Annotated in this window: 15 protein-coding genes and 1 pseudogene; 5 read left to right on the forward strand and 11 right to left on the reverse strand. The window is 70.9% G+C overall.

The features are described from left to right. Positions 1-5: 5 nt before the first annotated feature. Positions 6-1,394, reverse strand: coding sequence for a hypothetical protein (locus ACIA8R_RS32900; RefSeq protein WP_397041864.1), 1,389 nt, complete (start codon positions 1,392-1,394; stop codon positions 6-8). Between the two features lie 351 nt (positions 1,395-1,745). Continuing rightward, on the reverse strand, positions 1,746-2,855 hold the full coding sequence (locus ACIA8R_RS32905) for an epoxide hydrolase family protein (protein ID WP_357709162.1): 1,110 nt from the start codon (positions 2,853-2,855) through the stop codon (positions 1,746-1,748). Between the two features lie 65 nt (positions 2,856-2,920). On the opposite strand from ACIA8R_RS32905, the gene ACIA8R_RS32910 reads away from it, so the two are divergent. Then, positions 2,921-5,551, forward strand: a complete 2,631-nt coding sequence (locus tag ACIA8R_RS32910) for an ATP-binding protein (RefSeq protein WP_397041865.1) — start codon at positions 2,921-2,923, stop codon at positions 5,549-5,551. Here the strand turns inward: ACIA8R_RS32910 and ACIA8R_RS32915 are convergent. Beyond that, positions 5,457-6,731 carry an MFS transporter gene (locus tag ACIA8R_RS32915; protein ID WP_397041866.1) on the reverse strand — a complete coding sequence of 425 codons (1,275 nt, stop codon included), beginning with the start codon at positions 6,729-6,731 and terminating at the stop codon, positions 5,457-5,459. The genes ACIA8R_RS32910 and ACIA8R_RS32915 overlap by 95 nt on opposite strands. A 100-nt stretch (positions 6,732-6,831) precedes the next feature. Here ACIA8R_RS32915 and ACIA8R_RS32920 point away from each other — a divergent pair, with 100 nt between their 5' ends. Further along, positions 6,832-7,917 carry a DUF5937 family protein gene (locus ACIA8R_RS32920; RefSeq protein WP_397041867.1) on the forward strand — a complete coding sequence of 362 codons (1,086 nt, stop codon included), beginning with the start codon at positions 6,832-6,834 and terminating at the stop codon, positions 7,915-7,917. Positions 7,918-7,958: 41 nt separating this feature from the next. On the opposite strand, the gene ACIA8R_RS32925 is transcribed toward ACIA8R_RS32920, so the two are convergent. The 7 genes from ACIA8R_RS32925 to ACIA8R_RS32955 all read right to left on the reverse strand — a co-directional run bounded on the left by ACIA8R_RS32925 (position 7,959) and on the right by ACIA8R_RS32955 (position 15,163). Continuing rightward, entirely contained in the window at positions 7,959-8,717 is a 759-nt protein-coding gene (locus tag ACIA8R_RS32925; protein WP_364091670.1) for a hypothetical protein, read from the reverse strand. 151 nt (positions 8,718-8,868) lie between these two features. Then, a complete protein-coding gene (locus ACIA8R_RS32930) occupies positions 8,869-10,626 on the reverse strand; it encodes a hypothetical protein (protein ID WP_397041868.1) in 1,758 nt (585 codons plus the stop codon). A 429-nt stretch (positions 10,627-11,055) separates the two neighbouring features. Continuing rightward, positions 11,056-11,919: an alpha/beta fold hydrolase gene (locus ACIA8R_RS32935; RefSeq protein ID WP_397041869.1), complete on the reverse strand. Its 864-nt coding sequence runs from the start codon at positions 11,917-11,919 to the stop codon at positions 11,056-11,058. 160 nt (positions 11,920-12,079) lie between these two features. Beyond that, positions 12,080-12,694 (reverse strand): TetR/AcrR family transcriptional regulator, encoded by a 615-nt coding sequence (locus ACIA8R_RS32940; RefSeq protein WP_357708409.1) that lies wholly within the window; start codon positions 12,692-12,694, stop codon positions 12,080-12,082. Between the two features lie 242 nt (positions 12,695-12,936). Further along, on the reverse strand, positions 12,937-13,062 hold the full coding sequence (locus ACIA8R_RS32945; RefSeq protein WP_364091665.1) for a hypothetical protein: 126 nt from the start codon (positions 13,060-13,062) through the stop codon (positions 12,937-12,939). Positions 13,063-13,496: 434 nt separating this feature from the next. Further along, the gene (locus ACIA8R_RS32950; protein ID WP_397041870.1) at positions 13,497-13,640 is read right to left on the reverse strand and encodes a hypothetical protein; all 144 of its coding nucleotides are present in this window, start codon (positions 13,638-13,640) and stop codon (positions 13,497-13,499) included. Between the two features lie 704 nt (positions 13,641-14,344). Continuing rightward, positions 14,345-15,163, reverse strand: coding sequence for an MBL fold metallo-hydrolase (locus ACIA8R_RS32955; RefSeq protein WP_397041871.1), 819 nt, complete (start codon positions 15,161-15,163; stop codon positions 14,345-14,347). Positions 15,164-15,278: 115 nt separating this feature from the next. On the opposite strand from ACIA8R_RS32955, the gene ACIA8R_RS32960 reads away from it, so the two are divergent. The 3 genes and pseudogenes from ACIA8R_RS32960 (at position 15,279) to ACIA8R_RS32970 (ending at position 16,878) form a co-directional block, all read left to right on the forward strand. Then, positions 15,279-15,884 (forward strand): helix-turn-helix domain-containing protein, encoded by a 606-nt coding sequence (locus tag ACIA8R_RS32960; RefSeq protein ID WP_397041872.1) that lies wholly within the window; start codon positions 15,279-15,281, stop codon positions 15,882-15,884. A gap of 93 nt (positions 15,885-15,977) precedes the next feature. Then, positions 15,978-16,520: pseudogene (locus ACIA8R_RS32965) on the forward strand (LLM class flavin-dependent oxidoreductase); the annotation flags it as partial. A gap of 88 nt (positions 16,521-16,608) precedes the next feature. Next, entirely contained in the window at positions 16,609-16,878 is a 270-nt protein-coding gene (locus ACIA8R_RS32970; protein ID WP_397041873.1) for a hypothetical protein, read from the forward strand. Positions 16,879-16,937: 59 nt separating this feature from the next. Here the strand turns inward: ACIA8R_RS32970 and ACIA8R_RS32975 are convergent, their stop codons facing one another. Beyond that, the gene (locus ACIA8R_RS32975; protein ID WP_397041874.1) at positions 16,938-17,672 is read right to left on the reverse strand and encodes a TetR/AcrR family transcriptional regulator; all 735 of its coding nucleotides are present in this window, start codon (positions 17,670-17,672) and stop codon (positions 16,938-16,940) included. Positions 17,673-17,722 lie beyond the last annotated feature (50 nt).

Genomic DNA, 17,722 nt, shown 5'->3' on the forward strand with positions numbered 1-17,722 from the left:
GTGGGTCAGCCGGTGTAGTCGGTGGCCTTGGCGGTGCCGGCCGGCCACAGGTACTTGGCGTTGTCGGCCGGCGTGTAGCCGCGGTTGCCGTCGCCGGTGCGCGCCTGGACGCGGTTGTCGCGCCAGGTGGAACCGCGGGCCGTGCCGCCCCAGATGCCGCCGTACAGGAAGCCGTGCAGCTGGTCGAGCTCGGCCGAGAACACGTTCCCGGTCACGGTGATGTTCTTGGCGTTGTCGGCCGTGCCGATGCTGAGGGCGTAACCCCATCCGGAGATGTAGTTGTTCGTGACGGAGACGTCCTGATAGACACCCTTGCCCTGCAGCGCCAGGCCGTTGGTGTTGCCCAGGGACGCCAGGGTGTTGTGGTTGACGATCATGTGGCCGCCGTTGCCCTCGCTCTGCGGACCGATGCCGTCATGGTGGTAGACGTCCCGTGCGGTGTCGGCCATGTCGTGGATGTAGTTGTTCGTCCAAGTCGAGGGCCGGCCGGGGAACCCGGTCACCATGATCAGGCCGGCGTTGCCCCAGATGTCGTTGTGGTCCATGACGGCGACGGCTTCCTTCATCGTCGTCATGAGCTGCCACGACTTGTCGAACGGCGTGCCCGGCTTGGCGTGCGCGGACGACACCTTGCCGTCGTTGCCCGGAGGCGTGGCGTAGGAGCTGGGCTTGAACGTCGAGTACAGGAACTTGATGGTGGTGTCGGAGTAGATCTGCACCAGGTTGTCGTTGGGGTTCGTGCCCTCGAACAGGCAGCCCACGAACGTCAGGTTGTCACCGTAGATGTACACCTTCGAGGCGGTGAAGCGCTTGAAGGAGATGACGCTGTTGTCGGGGTACTCGACCCGCAACGGCTTGTCGGCGCTCATGCCGGCCGCGTAGTCGGCGAGCTTGCCGGGATAGGCGCCCAGCCCGAGGCCGGCGGCGTTCGCGGGGGTGTGGGAGTAGCCGGTGTTGGAGAAGTCCGGCCAGTAGCCCGAGCCGTCGTTGGGCCGCGCCGTGAGGGCGGAGCCGTTCGAAGGGGGCGGCGACGCGGTCGGCGTCTTGGTGGGGCTCGGTGTCGTGGTCTTGGTGGGGGTGGACGACGGCGTCGGCGTTTTCGTCGGAGTCGGCGTCTTCGTCGGCCTTGCGGTGGCGGTGGGACTGTGGGTGGGCCTGTGGGTGGGCCTACGCTTGCGTGTCGGCCTGGGCGACGCGGTCGGCGTGGCGACCCCGGTGTTCCCGCTGGTCATGGCCATCAGGTCGGCGTCCTGGATGGCGGCCTGGCCGTTCCGAGCGTCCGCTCCGGCCACCATGACCGAGGCGACGAGCGCCGCGGCGGCCGAGACGCCGCCCCATCTGATCAGGCGGTTGACCAGGAAACGACGCGATCGAAATAAATGCTGAGGTGACATATGAGGGGCCCCCGTGGTATTCGGCGATGAAATCTTCGGCCGGACGCCGAACACCATAAGCCATGATGATCACTTGACACAACAAACGGGAATTCGACCGGCGAGGGGCCGTTCTCACTCGGAACGGGCTTCCGGGGCGCTTAATCATTCGGCTGACAACTCGCAACGCGATGCGCTAAGGTCTCCGAAATTCCGACCTGAACGGCGAATCGCGAGCATTCATGGATCGGTAACGTCGCTTTCCGTGTCCGGAGCGGTTCGCTGTTAATTCACCGGCATGACGGTGACGTATTACCGGCCAGGCCGCGGGCACCGCGCTCGGCCGAGTGCCGAGCACGATGCCCGCGAAGGTCACTCCCCGGTGGTGAGGTCGGCGTAGAAGGCCCGCACGTCCTCCACCAGCAGCTCCGGCGACTCCAGCGCCAGATACGCCCCGCCCCCGGCCAGCTCGGTCCACCGCACGACGTTGGCATCGCGCTCGGCGAAGCGGCGGATCGTGACGTCCTCCCTGGCCAGCAGCACCCCGGTGGGAACCGTCACCCGGGGCTTGGGCGCGTAGGCGCCCGGGTCGTGGCCCATCTCGTAGTAGAGGTTGGCCACCGAGCCGGCGGTGGCGGTGAACCACATGACGCTCACGTCGGTCAGGATCCGGTCACGGGAGAAGGCGTCCTCGGGCAGCTCGGCGGCCGAGTCGGTCCACTCCTTGAACTTCTCCACGATCCACGCGAGCTGCGCGACCGGCGAGTCGGTCAGCCCGTAGGAGATGGTCTGCGGCCGGGTGGACATGATCTGGTTGAAGCCGAGGCCCTCCTGCATGAAGTTCTGCATGATGCCCAGGCGTCGCTGCTCGTCCGCGGTGAACTCGCTCTCCTCCGGGGAGGGGAAGGCGACGAAGGCGTTGACGTGCACGCCCACCAGCCGCTCCGGCACCTGGCGGGCCAGTTCCAGCCCCAGGTTGGCGCCACCGCCGCCGCCCTGCGTGCCGTACCGCTCGTAACCGAGCCGGGACATCAGCTCGGCGAAGGCGGCAGCCGTACGGGGGACGGTCCAGCCCGGCGAGGAGAGGTAGCCGGAGAAGCCGACCCCCGGGCACGAGGGGACGACCAGGTGGAAGTCTCGCGACAACGGTTCGAGGACGTCGAGGAACCCGATCACACCGCCCGGATTGTCGTGCAGGAGCAGCAGCGGCAGCGCGTCCTCCGAACTGGAACGCAGGTGGAGGAAGTGGATGTCCTCCCCGTCGATCTCGGTGACGAACTGCGGGTGCTTGTTGTACTCGGCCTCGGCCACCCGCCAGTCGAAGTCGTTGAGCCAGTAGTCGGCCAGCCCCTTGAGGTAGTCGAGCGGCACGCCCCTGCTCCAGCCCTGCCCCGCGATCTCCCCGGTCCACCGGGTGCGGCGCAGCCGTTCGTGCAGGTCATCAAGGTCGGCCTGGGCAATGTTCACACTGAAGGGCTTCATGTCCACAACGTTAGGCAACAGGCGACACGCCAGCATGAGTCATCTCATAGGTAATACTGCGACACATGCTTCGGGGGCGAACGCGCGAGACGCGCACCATTGACACGTTGCTCGCCGACGCCCGAACGGGTGTCAGCGGCGCCCTGGTCCTCCTCGGCGAGCCGGGCATCGGCAAGACGGCCCTGCTGGATCACGCCGCGGCGGCCGGCGACCTGCGGGTCCTGCGGACTACCGGCATCGAGGCGGAGGCCGAACTGCCGTTCGCCTCGCTCCACCTGATGTTCAGGTCGGCGCTCGACCATCTGGACCGCATCCCCGAACGGCAGGCCGCCGCGCTGCGCGGCGCCTTCGGGCTCGGCCCGGCCGGCACGGGAGACCGGTTCCTGATCGGGCTGGCCGTCCTGTCGCTGCTCGCCGAGCTGGCGGAGGACGGCCCCGTGCTGTGCCTGGTCGACGACGTGCAGTGGCTCGACCATGCCTCGGCGGACGCGCTGGTCATCGCGGCCAGGCGGCTGGCCGGCGAAGGGGTGGCGATGCTGCTGGCCGCCCGCGCCGGGTTCACGGCGCCCGGCCTGACGGTGCTGGAGCTGGCGGGCCTGGACGAGGCGGCCTCAGGTGAGGTGCTCGACTCCGCCGCCCGCCCGCTGACCGAGGAGTTCCGGCGGCGCATCCTCGCCGAGTCCGCGGGCAACCCGCTGGCGCTCCTGGAGCTGCCGAAGTCCGGCGAGAGCCAAGGGGAGCTCTCGCTCACCTCACGGCTGGAGGAAGCCTTCGCCCACCAGGTGGACGGGCTGTCGGCGGCGGCCCGCGTCCTGCTCCAGGTCGCCGCCGCCGACGCCACCGCCGAGTCGGCGATCGTGCTGGCGGCGGCGCGCGTGCTGGGCTCCGCTCCCGAGCACCTGGAAGAGATCGGCGCGGCCGGCCTGATCCGGACGGCCGACGGCTCGCGGCTGGAGTTCCGGCATCCGCTGGTCCGGGCGGCCATCTGGCAGCGGACACCACTGGCCCGGCGCCTGACCATCCACCACACCCTCAGCCAGGTCCTGGAAGGCACGGCCGACGCCGACCGCAGCGCCTGGCACCTGGCCGCCGCCACGCTCACCGCCGACGAGCAGGTCGCGGGACGGCTGGAGGAGACCGCCACCCGGGCCCACGCCCGCAGTGGTTACGCGGCGGCGGCCGCGGCCTACGAGCGCGCCGCCGCGCTGAGCCCGTCGGCCGGGGAACGTGCCCGCAGGCTCACCTTGGCGGCCGAGGCCACCGAGTTCAGCGGTCGCTTCGATCGGGCCAGGGCTCTGGCGCTCGGCGCCGGGAGCCCGGGCGCCGAGCTGACCTCCCGGCTGATCCGCGTGCGGGCCTGCTCCGACTACGGCGAGGGCCACCTGCAAGGGGCGCACGCGATGTTGTCGGCCGGCGTGGACCACCTGGCCGCCACCGACCCGGGCTCGGCCGCGTGGCTGCTGCTGGACGCCGCCTCCATGATCTGGCTCGACGGCGACCGCGACATGGCCCACCGTACGGCCGAGCAGCTCGACGCGCTGGAGGTGCCGCCCGGCGACGACGTCGTCCCGGTCCACCAGCTGTGCCGGTGGTTCGTCACGCTCACCCTCGGCCGCCCCACCACCGAGCTGCCGCCGCTGGCCGAGGTGGTGGAGCGCGCCCGCGCCCAGGCCGGACCCGACCGGCGCGGCCTGCTGCTGATCGGCGGACTCGGCCTGGCCGACCAGGACGCCCGCACCCACCAGCTCGCCCTGGCCGCCACCGCCGCCATCCGCGCAGAGGGCCGCGTCGGGCTGCTGCCCCAGGCGCTGACCTTCATGGGCCACGTCGAACACGCCCGCGGCCGCTACGCCGACGCGCGCGCCTTCGCCGAGGAGGCCGTGAACATCGCCGCGGACACCGGACAACCCGCCTGGTCACGCCTGGCCACCGCGTTGCTGGATCAGCTCGCCGCCGTTCAGGGAGAGCCGCTGGACCCCGCCACCGCCACCCCGGCCGCGCTCGCGCTTCTCGACCTCGGCCAGGGCCGTCCCGAGCAGGCGCTGCTCGGGCTGGAGTCGCTGGTGTACGGCAAGGCACGCAACAGAACCCCCGCCATGCACCTGGTGCCCGACCTGGTCGAAGCGGCCCTGCGCAGCGGCAGGAGCGCCCGCGCGGCCGAGCCGTTGGCCCGGCTGGAATCCTGGGCCGGGATGCTGCGCCAGCGGTGGGCCGACGCCCTGGTCTCCCGCTGCCGTGCCCTGCTGGCCACCACCATGGCCCCGGACCTCGGAGCCGACGCGCACTTCCGCGCCGCGCTCGACGCGCACGAGCGCCCCTTCGACCGCGCCCGCACCGAGCTGCTGTACGGCGAATGGCTGCGCCGGGCCCGCCAGACCGGCGATGCGCAGGAGCACCTGCGGGCCGCGCTGGAGACGTTCGAGTGGCTCGGCGCGCGCCCCTGGGCCGACCGGGCACGCACGGAGCTGGGCGCGACCGGCTGGAGCACCCAGCGCAACACCGGCGCCGACCGCTTCGCCCAGCTCACACCACAGGAACGGCAGATCGTCAACCTGGCCGCCCAGGGGCTGTCGAACAAGGACATCGCCGCGCACCTGTTCCTCAGTCCGCGAACCGTCGGCCAGCACCTCTACAAGGCCTTCCCGAAACTCGGCGTGACCGCCCGCGCCCAGCTCGCGGAGCTCGTTCTCCCCTGACGACACCGGCGGACAGGAGCGTCGCGGTGGCGAGGCCGCCCCAGAGGGCGGCCGGGCCGTGGGGTGCGAGAGCGGTGATGACCGCCGGGGAGACGGCGAGGCCGAAGCCGGTGGAGAGCTGGAAGCGGGCGAGGGTGCGTCCCAGGACCTGCGCCGGGGCGAGGGCGGTGACGAGCGCGGTGGCGCTGCCCGCGTAGATGATCTCGCCGAGGGTGCAGACCACGGACACCGCCGCGACGGCCGGGGCGCCCCAGCCGGGTCCCAGGAAGGCGGCCGCGAGGAAGCCGAGGTAGGACGCGGTGAGCACCACCCCGGCGAACGCCAGCACGGACCGGCGGGAGAAACGGGACATCAGGACGGTGACCGGAACCTGCAGCGTGACCACCAGGACCGTGTTGGCCACGAAGATGGCCGCCGACCACACCGGGGACGCGTGCATCTGCGTCACCAGGACCAGAGGAAGCGCGATCTCGGGGACGTTGAGGCAGAAGACGTAGATCACGTTGGCGGCCAGCAGCCCGCGCATCCGGGGTGCGGGCTCGCCGTCCCCGTCCCCGTCCGTGGCCGCGGCGGCGGCCGGATGAGCGTGCACGCGTACCGACCACGCCAGAGCCGCCGCCACGAGGTAGGCGAGCCCGGTGACGGCCGCCAGCGCCTGCAACGCGGCGGCGCCACCCGCCAGGCAGGCGGTGGCGAGGAGCGCACCGGCGCCCAGGCCGGCGTTGCGCAGTGCGCGGCCCCCCGCCAGGGCGGCGTCGCGCTCCCGGCCGTGGGAGAGCGTGGCCACGAGGGCGGCGTGGGCGGCCGGCCAGGCCTGGTTGCCGATGCCGAGGAAGAGCGCCGCCGTCGCGAACAACCAGACGTTCCCCGCCGGGGTGGCCGCCAGCAACACCACGCCCAGCACCCGCACCAGCATCGACGCCGCCACGACCGTGCTGCGCGCGCCCCGGTCCAGCCATCGGCCCACCGCGGGCATGCACCCGAGACCCGCGACGACACCGGCGGTCATGGCGGCGCCGGTGACCGGCCCGGACAGTCCGAGCACCGTCACCCCGTAGAGCAGCAGAAAGGGCCGCAGCAGGCCGGTGCCGAGCGCGTCCACGGCCAGGGCGACGGCGTAGCGGGGGCCTCCGGAGGCGCGGAGGAGGACGCGGAGCTGGACTCCGGTGGTGGGTGCCATGGCGCCAACGGTCGTGCCGGGTCGCCGGACGCGGCACGTCGGTTGACGGAGATCGTCAACCGACGCCGTCATCGGCCGTCCGGCCAGGGATGATGGAGGGATGACGCTGCGCATCGACATCACCGGGCTGCCGGCCGAGCGGCTGCGGTTCGCCGCCTCCCCGCTGGCCGAGCTGACCGCGATGTTGCACGTCCTGGCCGAACCCGGGCATCATCCGCGGCTGGCCGGCTGGGCCGGGGACGTCTGGTCCGGGATGCCGCCGGAGCTGGCCGAGCGGTTGCGAGAGGCGGAGTTCCTCTGGCGTTCCTCGCGAGCCGATTTCCTGGTCCCGGCCCGGCCCCGCCAGACCCTCGCCGAGGAGCTGGACGATGTCGACCGGATCGACGACGAGACCTATGTGACCGCCGCGCTCGTCACCACGTGCGGCAGCAATCGGGTGCACTTCGCCGCGCCGTCGCCGCTCGCCGACGCGACCGCGCGCGAGCGGGCCCTCGACCTGGCCCAGGCGCGCGGCGAACGTCAGGAGGCGTTCGCGGAACGGCTGCTCGCCGACCCGGCCGCGGTGCGGGCGCGGGTGCGCCACACCCTCGAACAGTGCGCCGAGGCGTTCTTCGACGCCGCCTGGACAGGCGTCGCCGTGCGGCTGGCCATCGACCTGCGGCTGAAGAACGACCTGCTGAAGCGCCAGGGCATCGGGGCGGCTCTCGCCTCGGTCTCCGGCGCGGTCACCCTGACGCCGGACGGCAACCGCATCGTCGTGGACAAACTGCAGGACAATGCGACCGCCGCCCACGGCGCCGGGGTCACCTTCATCCCCAGTGACTTCGGCCGCCCGCACCTGGTGGTGGTCCACGCGCCCGGATGGCAGCCGGTGGTGCAGTATCCCGTGGCCGAGCCGGATCCGTCCGAGCCGGTGTCGCTGGAGACGGTCACCCTGCGGCTGGAGGCACTCGCCCATCCGGTACGACTGCGGCTGCTGCGCACCCTGGCCCGCGGCCCGCACACCACCGGCGAGCTGGCCCACGCCTGGGAGCTGTCGCCCCCGGAGGTCTCCCGCCACCTCGCCGTCCTGCGCCGCGCGGGCCTGCTCACGACCCGGCGGCACGGGCGCTACGTCCACTACACGCTCAACCTGCCCGAGATGACGACGCTGGGCACGGACCTGCTGGCGGCCGTCCTGCGCTGACCTCCGGCTCCTGTGTCGTCCGGCAGGCGGCCGGTCACCTGTCAGCTGGTGAAACGTCCCTCACGGGTGTACTTGCAGGCTCCGCTGAGGCAGTTGGGGCTGGACCCCCAGCCGTCGTCGTAGCTGACCCTGCGGTGGAGCTTGATCTTGCCCTTGACCTCTTCCGCCTGGTGCCCGGGGGCGACCTTCTCGTCCGCCTGCTTCCACCAACTGGTGCCGTTCCAGTAGTACAGCCGGTGCCGGGCCCACAGGGAGCTCGGCGAGCCCACCGGCAGGCAGTTGAAGATGAAGCTCTCCGCGCGACGCTCCTTGAAGCCGCCGAAGTCGAGGGTGGTGTACGACTTCGGCGCCAGGCCGGCCTGGGCGTTGTCGTGCCAGAGGTGCGACCCCCAGTGTTCGGCGGTGCACGACGCGGAGAGCACGGCCGCGGCCGGAGCGGTCAGGCCGCGTACGGTGACCGGCTCGCTGGTGATCCGCCGCCCCCGCAGCTCGGCGGGGAGGTCGGCGCCGTGGTCCTCGACGAGGCGCTGGGGCACCGGCACGTCGGGCGGCGTGATCTCCAGGTAGGTCTGCAGGTAGCTGTTGCTCCGGTCCCAGGCGATGAGCGGCGCGCTGCCGATGATCCCGACCTGGGACATCCCCACCTCGTCGGACGGCTGGCTGTCGGAGAAGCTCACGGTGAGACCGGTCGTGTACTCGATGTGCGCCAGGGGGATCTCCCGGTCGCTGTCCTCGGGTTCGGCCGCGGCCGGGGAGGAGGCGAGCATCAGCGTGGCGGCGATGGCGGCGATTGTCCTCATGTCACTCCTTGCGGTTGACGTTGCCGCGCAGAACGTTAGACACCGCCCTTTCAGCAACCTTAAACCTGAGCTCAGCGCACACCGGAGACCCGCGAGGAGAGGGTCGCCTTCGCTTCCCGCCGCCCCGGCTTGTGAGCCGTGGGCCTGCTCCTCACCTCAGGAGCTGGTCGGCGTTGATCTTCACCTCGAACTCGAAACGGTACGGGCTTCCTCCATTGGTCGGCACGGGCCACAGGTAGGGCAGTGGCTGGGTCAGGTCGAAGGAGATGGGCGGGTTGGTCGGCCGGACGGTGTCGACCGGATAGATGGTCCACCGCGGCGTCTGGTCCGGCGTCCCCGTTCCCGAGGTGGGCTGTGCGCTGGGCTGTGAGCTTGGCTGGGGACCCGGGTGGAAGGGCGGCGGGTCGATGTTGACGAACCACATGGTCGAGCGTGGGCCCACATGGGGGGTGCTGGTGCCGCCTCCCCCGCCACCACCGGTGCCGCCGCTCGATCCGCCGCCCTGGGTGGCCGTGGCGGGCAGGTAGTGGCGGTCGCTGGGATCGGCGTCGCACGGCTCCGCCGCCCCGGCCGGTGGGGGCGCCCCGTCGGCCGCCTTGAGGCGCAGCCCCAGCTCACCCGCGATCATCAGGGCGTAGTGACCCGCCAGCGCCTTCTGCCCCTGCTGGTTGGGATGCCCTGTCTGCTGCGTCATGTTGAAGTCGTCCCCTCCCTCGGCGGGAGTCCAGCTGAGGCTGCGAACGTAAGGGGTCTTGGTCCCCAGCTCGTGGCCGGCGAAGGCGTTCGCGAGGTCCAGCATGTCGGTGGCGATCCCGTGGTCGGCCAGGACCTGCTGCGCCTTCTTGATGGAGGCGGTCAGCCGAGGTCCGAGAGTGCGAAGAGGCTCCAGGTCCCCCGAGCTCACCAGCCACCTCATCAGGCCTCCCGGTGTGAGACCTTCCGCCAAGGGCTGGGGATAGTTGACCATCATGATCCTGGCCTTGCCGCTGGTGGCGACGTTCATCGCCCGCACCAGTCGCACCAGACGCGCCGAGAGGGTCGTCGGCTGCGTCAGCGGGCGGACGAACGGCGGACGCGGCGGCTCCGAGTCCGCCCATTCCTGCTCGGAGGTGCGGGTGACGTCGAGCAGCGGCGCGACCTCCGCCACGATGCTGTTCCGGAGGCCGATGTTCTTCGCGAGTATGGCGGTCAGCATGGGCCCGAAGCGGGCGTCGTTGCCGCCGAAGCCGGAGATCACCAGGTCGGTGGCGGCGTCCAGCCCCTCGTTCTGCGGCGGGTTGACGCGGCCGTGGTCGTTCTGGCCCACGAAGAAGTGCTCGGTGGCCGCGCCGGAGGAGGCGTTGAAACGGACGTCGAAGAAGACCTCGGGATTGGCGCGGCGCAGCAGGTCGATGGCCTGCAGGACCGCGGCGTCGGCCGAACGGTGACGGAAGTCCTCGTCGTAGTCGGCCTCGGTGTGACCCTCCGCCGGGACGCGGCCGCCGTTGGGCCCGGGAAGGAAGCGCATGGGTTCGGGCAGGAAGCCGCGCTTGTTGTAGTAGAGTCCCGCCCCCTCCCCCGACATGTACGAGTCGCCATTGATGACGATCTTCACGACCCTCTGTCCGGGCAGCGGGACGCCCTGGCGGAACTGGGCGGGCTTGTCGTCCCCCCAGAACGGCGGCCCGCCCGGCCCGGTCCCGACCGGCGGGCAGGTGTCGGTCGGCGCGTATCGCTGCTTCAGGTACTCCAGGCCGCCGACGGCGGGGAGGTTCGCGAGCGATTCCGCGTCGTAGTCGTCGAGCAGCGGGACATCGGTGATGGGGGCGGCGTGCGCGGGTGTGAAGCCGGAGGTCGCGACCAGGGCCAGGGAGAGTGCTGCGCCTGCCAGCGCACGTGGCAGTGGCCCAGGTAAGAATCTTCGTGACATGCCGTCAACTATGAGCGGCACTCATCTGCGGGTCCTCCTGCTCAGGGAGGAAGCCGTTTCTCCGCCGACTGGCCGCCACCTCTCCTACGACAGGCCGCCGCACCACCACGTCCGTCATGGGTCCTTTGTCCATTCCCGTGGCAGGGGAAGGCAGACATCGGCCAGTTGCGGGGAGTGATCTGGTGACACGTCAACGCCCCCCGGCGAGCGCACTGCTCGGCCGCCGGGTTCCGCGCTTCCCCGAAGGCGGGTCGGTCCGATCAGTTGTGCCCGGCTTCGCCCAAAGCCTTAACGCCCGTCCCGCGAACCGGGCGTGTCTCCCCGTCGAACACGAGCTGCGGAACGCAGCATCGAGCAGTGCGGGCGTAGAACGTCGAGGAGGCACGACCTGCCGTACGCGGGCCGCTCCCCGCGATCGACGGTTGTCGGCTATCGCCCGGTGTGCCGGAGGATCGCGGCGGAGATCCGAGGAATCACCGGCGGCGGGAACCCGTGCCCCATTCCCTCGATGGGCAGGAACTCGCTGCCGGGAATCGCCGCGGCCAGGGCCTGGCCATGAGCGAAGGGCGCCATGGGGTCGTCCGAGCCGTGAATCACCAGAGTCGGAGCGGTGATCGAGCCGACAAGCCCGGAACGGTCGCGGGAGGCGAAGGCCGCGAGGATGTGGTTCTTCGAGGCGTGGCCCGCATCGGTGGCGTTCTCGATCTCCCGCTCGATGATCGCGCGCGTGGCCGCCTCGTCGAACGCCGTCAGCCGTCCGGCGAGAATGCGCGCCAGCTTGAGATGCGACTCGACGTGCTCCTCCCGGGTGCTGGGCGGACTGGCGATCTGTTCGGCGTCCCAGGCGGCCAGCCGTGGATCGCGTACCGTGCCCCGGAAGGTGTTGGTCGCGGGGTCGAGGGGCTCGGCGCTCGACATGATGACCGTCAGGGTGCGCAGCCGGTCAGCGTGTTCGAGCGCGATCTCCTGGGCGATCATGCCGCCCATCGACGCGCCGACCACGTCCGCCGTGGCGATGCCCAAGCCGTCGAGCAGGCCGACCGCGTCCTGGGCGAGGTCGACCATGGTGTAGGGGTTGGCCTCGTAATCCACGCAGCCGGACAGCCCGGTGTCCCGGTTGTCGTAGCGGATGACGTACCGGCCTCCCTCCTGGAGAAGCCGGCAGAGCTCGTCGGGCCAGGTGGCGCCCCGGGCACCGAGCCCCATCACGAGCAGCAGCGCGGGGTCGGCGGGATCACCGAACGTCTCGCACCACAAACGGATCCCGTTGGCCTCGACTATGCGTTCCATCATGTTCTGCCCCTCGTTCTGGCTCGCACCAGTGGCGACGACTGGCGCTACGACGTCCCGTAAGAGGACGAGCGCTCACGGACCGTGCGCCGAGTCCGCTCCCACAGCGCCCCCCTATGGCAAAAAGTATATGCAGATTAACTTTTTGCTTGATCCAGAGCCGTCACAACCCAGCCGGCACATGCAGGACGGCGAGCATCTGGGCCCGCAGGTGCACACTCAGCGCCCGGACGTCGTCGCTCAGCCGGGCGGCGAGCACCGCCGTCACCATCCCCATGACGGAGGTGACGGCGATCCGCGCCGCGAGGTCCGACAGCTCCGGCCGTACCTCGATCAGCAGCCCGACCCACTCCTCACGTATCTGCCGCATCTGGCGGTTGAGCCGCCGCCGATCCTGCTCCGGCAGCCACAGCAGCTCGGCCTGCATGATCAGAGTCAGACTCCGGTTCTCGACGGACGACCGGGAGAACCAGTCCACCAGGGCGATCAGCGCCTCCTGCGGGTCCCGGTCCCGGTCGGCCAGCGCGGCTTGCGTCCCCTCCTGAAGGCGTTCCAGCGACAACTCGATCAGGGCGAGGAGGATGGCCTGCTTGCCGGGGAAGTGCCGGTAGACCGCGGGGCCGGAGATGCCCACCGCGGCCCCGATGTCGTCGATCCCGGTGTCGGCGTAACCACGCTCCACGAAGAGCCGGGCGGCCTGCAGCAGGATGACCCGCTTGCGCACCCCGTGTTTGCGCCCCTGCGAGATGAGGGATTCCAGCTCGTCGGACTCGGCCACGTACGTACCTCTCTGAAAGAAACGGGAACCATGGTTAACATATTGGATAGAGGCTGGCCCAGGCACACCGCGGAGGGCACCCCATCAGCTCCGCCGTTGCCGCCACAACCCTCGTCAACCAGACAAGGCCGCGGCCCGGTCGAGGCGGTCGCGGCCCTCGCGCAGCACCGGGGCCAGCTCCGGCGGACCCAGCACCTCGAAGTCGAATCCGCTGCGCGGTCCTCGTCGGCGCTCTCCTTGCGTCACTCGGCATCGGCCGGGACCAACGGCGCGGCCCAGTGCTTCTTGGTCTGGCACCAGGTGAGCCGGAAGGTGATGACGGCGCGGTTGCGGTCGAGGACCGGGGTGTAGCTCGCCCGCCGCGCCATCGGTGGTGTGGTGGATCCACTGCTGGGGTGGCGGTGGCGACATGCTGGTCGTCTCCCCTGGTGATGCAGGTGCACACCCCTATCGTCGCCCTGTCGCGGGCGCGGCGTTCGGTCAGGCCTTTGGTGCCTGGATGCGTGATCACCGAGGGGGTGCGCCGCGCGAACTGGGAGATCACGCTAAGGGTGATCGACGGGGACAGCAGCGACTCGCCCCGGGCCACCACGCGCACCGCCTGTAACAGCTCGGCCGGGTCGGCGTCCTTGAGCACGAATCCGCTGGCGCCGTCCCGCAACGCCTCGAAGACGTATTCGTCCAGGCCCAAGGTGGTCAGCATGACGACCCGCACCGATGCCGGCGCTGGATCGCCGGTGATCTCCCGCAGCGGGGTCAACGTCCCGTTCGGCAAGGCCGGCGGCCTGCCCGTGACCGGCCGTTACGAGAACGTCGAGTACGACAACCTCGCCGTCTGCCGGCAGCAGAGCAGCACCTTCCACATCCGCAGAGCCGACAACACCGCCGCGACGGTGTTGTTCGGCGACGGCACCCAGGGCGACGTCAGCGCGTCGAGGAACGTCACCGCGTCCGGCCGGCCGCGAGCGCGGCGTGGTGGTCCTCACCGACGGCACGATCTCTCCCGTCGCCGGCCAGGCCGCGATCGTGCCGGCGACCGAGGTGAGCGAGACAGGTTTCAGCACCGAGACGAGCCTGAGGGCGGCACGCCCAGCCGTTCCACGACACGGGCCAGGCAGCGTGCGGAGCTGGACCAGCATGCCCAGCCGATCGACAGGGCCCCGGCCGCCGGGACTCGTGAACGCGGCGTCGGCCGCCGTCGGCGTGAACACCGGGTGGTCGGTGAGCACCTGCTTGACCTCGGCCGGTCACGGCTTGGAGGGAACGGCCATCCGGCAGCAACGCGGCCGGCGGCGCGCCCACCGCGTGCCGCGACGCCGAACAGACCGGTTACCGTCCCCGGTCGCAGCCGCACTCCGACCAGGGGGCCGCCCCCGGGCAGCGGTCCCCGCCGGACGCGTGTCTCCGGACCGGCCGGCCTGCTCCGTCAGGCATGACCAGCAGATCGACGGCGGGATGCGGCAACCCTCTCGGCACCACTTCCCCGCCACCAGGTGGGCCAGGTCGGCGGGCACGGGCAGAGTGGTCGCCAGTGCAGTCAACCCGACGACCGCCACGTCCGCCAGCGATCAAGCGGCCCCAGGACGGGCACCGCGACATCGAACTCACTGCCCGTCTTGGCCGCCGTCGCGGGCGCGGCGCCAGATTCGATCAGCCGATCGGTGGTGCCAGGTACTCCAGCGCATAACCCTCGCCGGACGGGCTCACGCGGGCGATGCCGGGTGAGTCGAGGTGGGCGCCCGCCACGAAGTGCTGCGGCCGGATCAGCTGTTCCAGAAGGCCCGCTCGTGCGGCACGGGCCTGGGACTGGTCGCCGTCGAACTCCCACGACACCTTCGGCCGGTCGAACTGGAGCGTGGGCACATGAACGGTGTCGCCCCAGACGAGAAGGCGGCCGGCGCCGCTCCTGACCTCGTAGACGGTGTGACCGGGTGTGTGGCCCGGTGTCGGGATCGCGGTGGCCCAGTCGTTGATCGCCACCTTCTCCGACACCGGCACGACCCGGTCGCGGATCGGCTCCAGCCGCCCCCTGAACACCGAGGTGTCGCCCGCGCCGATCCACACGCGTTCGAGCCCGGGGAACGCCTCCGCACCCTCCGGCGTGATCAGGCCGCTCACGTGGTCCTCGTGGTTGTGGGTGATGGCCACGTCGGTGACCTGCGCGCGGTCGATCCCCGCCTCGTCGAGCGCGTCGTAGATCAGCCCCATGGTGGGGTCGTGCCAGACGTCGGACGCGCCGGTGTCGACGAGCAGCGACCGCGTGCCGTCGGTGACGAAGAAGGCGTTGACCGCCAGGCGCAGGTTGTCCCCGGCCAGCGGGACGGCGGCCGGCAGCTCGTCGAGCGTGCGCCCGTCCTCGTCGCGGAGCCGTGTCGGGGGCATGTCGATGTACCCGTCCCGCAACGAGACCACCTGTAGATCGCCGAATTCGAACGTGGCATAGAGCCGGCCACTCGACATCAAACGCATGGAAACCTCCGTCGTGCTGGACGCACAGCGCGCCCGTCTTCAATAGAAGACTCTATCTCCTTTAGAAGAAACCCTACACTGTGCACAGCGACGTACCCATCGATCGAGGAGCACGGTGATCGAGCAACACGGCAACGCGGCCGGACCAGAGCACGGTGACGACCTGGCCGGCGCGTTCGGCGGCAACGTGCGGCGACGCCGCGAAGAGGCGGGCCTGACGCTGGAGCAGCTGTCCGCGCAGTCGTCGGTCAGCCGGGCGATGTTGTCCAAGGTCGAGCGCGGTGAGAAGAGCCCGACGATCGGCGTCGCGTCCAGGATCGCCCACGCGCTCGACGCGTCGCTCTCGGACCTGATCGGCGCGCCGGCCGCCGCGTCCGGGGTGGCCATCGTCATGCGCAAGGAGGATCGCCCGATCTTCCGTGACCCGGAGACCGGCTTCGAGCGGCACATGGTGTCAGCGGCCCCGGGCGCGGGAGGCGCCGAGATGATCATCCACCACCTGCCCGCGCAGGTCTCCACCGGGCTGCTGCCCGCGTATCCGCCGGGCACGGAGAAGCAGCTCGTGGTGCTGGACGGCACCCTCACCGTCGCGATCGGCGGGATCGTCGAGACCCTGAACGCGGGCGACTCCCTGTTCCTCCAGGCCGACGCCGACCACGGCTTCGCCAACCGCACGAACGCCCGCTGCGAGTACATCATGTTCATCTCGCGCAGAACCTGATCGGCCGCGGCTTCCCGGCCTGGACGTGCTCGATCCATCGTCTGATGTCAGGCTGGGTACGTTCAGGTCGGTCCCCTGCGCCTTGGAGGTCTGATGCGGGCGGGCGTCGTGGTCACGGCACACCCCGGCGTGGAGGACCTCGCCGTGCGGGCCGAGGAGCTGGGCCTGCACAGTTTCTGGGTCAACGACACCCCGATGGTCCACGGCGACCCCTTCATCGCCCTGGGGCTGTGCGCGAAGGCCACCAGCCGCATCAGGCTGGGCATCGGCGTGACCTCACCGGCGCTGCGCTCGGCCCCGGCCGCCGCGAGCGGGTTCGCCAGCCTCAACGCCCTGGCCCCGGGCCGGATCATCTGCGGGATCGGCACCGGCAACACCGCCCGCCGCACGCTGGGCATGCGGCCGACCACGGCGGCGACGATGGAGAACTTCACCGCCGCCCTTCAGGACCTGTGCGCCGGACGGAGCACCGAGTACCGCGAGGGCGACCGGGTGCGCGACGTCCGGTTCCTGCACGCCGGGGCGCACGTGAACACGGCCGACCCGATCGAGTTCGTCGTGGCCGCGCAGCTCGGGCCGAAGGCCGCCGCCGTCGCCGGCCGCCGCGGCACCGGCCTGATCTCCTTCGGCCTGCTCGACCCCACCGCCTGGCACGCGCTGCACGACGCCCGCCGCCGACACAGGCGCCTTCGCCGAGCGACTCGGCCCTCAGGAACGCGAGGCGGTGCGGCGACTGCTCGACCGGCGCGGCACCACCGCCACCGCACCCGATCGGCACACCAAGCTCTACCCCGACTATCTCGGACGCATCGCGCCGCAGGACCGGGACCTGATCCTGCCCTCGCTGATGAACACCCTGGCCCTGGTCGGCACCCGCGACGACCTCCGCGCCCGCATCGCCACCCTGGAACGGGCCGGCATCGACGAACTGCTCATCCAGCCGGTGATCGACCCACCCGCCGAGATGGCCCAGCTCGTGGGCCTCCTCACCTGAGCAGATCGTCCTCGTCCCGCACATGCGCCAAGGCGGCCCCGGAGGGGGGCCAAGGCCGGTTAACGGGCTGGGCGGGCGATCAGGGCCTCTATGCCGTCCAGCAGGAGGTTGAGTCCGAACCGGAAGTCGGCGTCCTCCGTCCAGCCGGTGGAGTCCCTGAGCAGGCCGGAACGCATCATGGCCGACAGTGCCGGGTACGTCGCGGGGTCCAGGACCTCGGTGAGTGTCTCGCCGTACTCGGCGGCCCCCTTGGCCCTGGCCGCGAGCTCCGTGCCGCCGGAGCCGAGCGAGTGCGTGAGGGTGGCGTCGGTGAGAGCGTAGCCGCTCAGCACCGTGGCGGCGTTGAACTTCTGGGCGTCGCCCAGCCCGGTGTCGGACAGCGCATCCAGGGCCCGGTCGAGCCAGAGCAGTCGCCGTGGGCCCATGGGCGGGGTGCTCTGGCGCAGGTCCAGCAGCCAGGGCCGGGACAGCAGGAGGTCGCGGGTGAGCCGGGTCCACGTGGCGAGGTAGTCGCGCCAGGACAGGTTCCCGCGTTCGGGCGGTGGGGGCACGGCGCTGTCCGCCATGACGGTCAGCAGTTCGTCCTTGTTGCCGACGTACCGGTAGAGCGCCATCGGAGCGACGCCCACCTGGGCGGCGACGTTGCTCATGGAGACGGCGGCCAGCCCCTCGGTGTCGGCGATCTCGATGGCGGCCGTCGTGATCGTGGCCAGGTCCAGGCGCGGCCTCGGGCCTCTGCGCGTGGTGGGTTCGCGGCCCCACATCCGCGCCACGACGGGTGGCAGCTCTGCCATCGAACATCCTCTCGTGCGGTCGGAATCTGTGTACGTCCTATAGTCTAGTA

Source organism: Nonomuraea sp. NPDC051191, from assembly GCF_044455665.1.
Lineage (GTDB): Bacteria > Actinomycetota > Actinomycetes > Streptosporangiales > Streptosporangiaceae > Nonomuraea.